Source organism: Acidithiobacillus sp. TH-A35, from assembly GCF_057473505.1.
Map to the genome: position 1 here is coordinate 1 of NZ_JBYCKR010000181.1, position 1,960 is coordinate 1,960.

4 protein-coding genes are annotated in these 1,960 nt (G+C 61.2%); all 4 read right to left on the reverse strand.

All coding sequences use genetic code 11. The annotated features are described in order from the left end of the window. On the reverse strand, positions 1 to 809 hold an 809-nt coding region (locus tag AC2VNK_RS06235; RefSeq protein WP_486883198.1), incomplete at its 3' end, for a replication initiator protein A. Then, positions 809 to 1,060 carry a helix-turn-helix transcriptional regulator gene (locus AC2VNK_RS06240; RefSeq protein ID WP_081097054.1) on the reverse strand — a complete coding sequence of 84 codons (252 nt, stop codon included), beginning with the start codon at positions 1,058 to 1,060 and terminating at the stop codon, positions 809 to 811. The genes AC2VNK_RS06240 and AC2VNK_RS06235, both read right to left, overlap by 1 nt. A gap of 118 nt (positions 1,061 to 1,178) precedes the next feature. Continuing rightward, positions 1,179 to 1,673 carry a DUF2285 domain-containing protein gene (locus AC2VNK_RS06245; RefSeq protein WP_486883199.1) on the reverse strand — a complete coding sequence of 165 codons (495 nt, stop codon included), beginning with the start codon at positions 1,671 to 1,673 and terminating at the stop codon, positions 1,179 to 1,181. Positions 1,674 to 1,752: 79 nt separating this feature from the next. Beyond that, on the reverse strand, positions 1,753 to 1,960 hold a 208-nt coding region (locus tag AC2VNK_RS06250), incomplete at its 5' end, for a transcriptional regulator domain-containing protein (protein ID WP_486883200.1).

Genomic DNA, 1,960 nt, shown 5'->3' on the forward strand with positions numbered 1-1,960 from the left:
ACGGGGATGGGTTTGAAAATCAGCCGCTCGCGGCCGAAGCTGTGCTCGAGGCTCAAATGGTAGCCCGGAAGCGACTGCTGCCGGACGATCGTGCGCAGCTCGAACGCGAATTGCTTGAGCGGCGAGAGCGCGCCTGATTTGAGATGCAGGTGCGGAACGTCGAAGCTCCAGCCACCGCGCTGATGGCCGCCATGCTTGCGCACAATCCGGTAAAGCCAGCGCTCGACGCCCCCAGTCAGGCTGAAATAGGCCCGGTCGATGGTCAGGATCAGCCCTCTGTCGAGCACGCCTGCATAGAACCAGTCTGGCAGGATCATCTCGATGCCGGTCGCCCGACCATGGTCGTCCAGTGTTTCCCGCCATTCGTTGATCCAAGAGAAGCGGTGGCGGCGGCGTTGATGCTGTTGCCGGATTGACGTTGCAACGGTGGTGGATTGCAGCCGGTCAAGCGCCGCGCGCAGGCGCTCATAATGGTCCTTGCCAGTCCCGCGCCCGATGAAGGTCAGGATTTCGTGCGGTCGAGCCGCAATGAGGCGCGAGGTGGGTCTTCCTGCATCGCGGGCCTCGACGAGCTGGCTAGCCGCCCAGATCAGGATGTCGGCGTCCCAGATGGTTGCCATGCCATGCTCCGGCACGGCCTCGACTGAAATCCACGTCGCGCCCATCGTAAAATCGATAGGTGTGCAGCGCTTTGATTTGGCGAGACTGAAGAATGGCCACGCCATGAGATCTTGCGCGTCCCGTGCTGCAATCTCGCCTGGGGCGGAGCGGAACAGCTCAAGCTGCGCTGCGGTGCCGAAAGCTTGCATCAGCGGCGTACCGGCCGGGCGGATAGACAGATGCCTTTTCCGGGATCCGACGTCGAGTTGCGGCGCCCATTCTGTGCCCAGGCGTCCAGATCAGCGATGGCATAGACGATACGGCGCCCCAGCTTGTGAAAGGCTGGCCCTGTGCCGTAGCACCGATGCTTCTCCAGCGTGCGAGCGGAAAGCCCAAGGTGAACGGCTGCGTCTGGCGTTCGGACGTAGCGCGGAACGACGGGTACAAATTCTCCATCCATGACGATCCTCCTATGAAGTGCCGGACACACGGGGTTGGACCGGCGAGCAGGAGGCGAGAGATCGGATTTTCAGGGAATTGGGTGAACGGACATATCGCGACTGTTTGGAATGTCCCGATCAGATGCCGTTCAACAGACGACGGTAGCCGCTATCGCGAACTGCGAGCGCGTGGCGGTGCCAGCGGCCAATCCGCTTGCGCTCGCTTGAGCCATCCCATTCAGCTGCGGAGTAGTGGCGCGCATCGCGGGCAATAAGGTCAACTGCAAGTTCACGTGCGCTGACACCTTCAGGCAATGCATCGAGCAGCCTCAACCATTGCACCAAACGCCAGCGTTCGGATGGCCCCGGGTCGAGGGAAACTGGTCGCTGACGCAGCCGACCAAGATGAACATGTTCATGGAAAGCCGACATTGCGGTCCTGCGCAGTTCCCAAAACGTGTCCGCAGGCAGAATATAGGTGAGCGGGTCAGTATCGGATGCTCCTGTTGGGATAGTCAGCCGATAGCGTCGTCCGCTCGATGTCAGCACCAGATGGGACGCTTGATCGGCGATATGGCTGCCGATGACCGTCGCACCTTTGCCAGCGGTAAGCTTATTGAAGCTGCCGGTCATGGCTGGATCCGGTTGCAGCCGGATGATTGTAGCGGATGCGGAAGGGGACCAGATGGCGGGGCATTGCGTGGCGGTATGATCAGGGTCGGCCGCGAAAGACCAACCCCCAGTGCTTGGCCAGACGTTTGCGCGCTATGGGCGCTGCGTCGATGGCACGAGCATATTGGTTGCGATAGTCAGGATTGCGGCGCAGGAATTCCTGCGCGAAGTCCACACGGTCGTGTGCTTCGAAGGCTTTGGCGTAACTCTCCGAACGCCAGTCGGGCTTCTCCTCCATCACAGCTCTC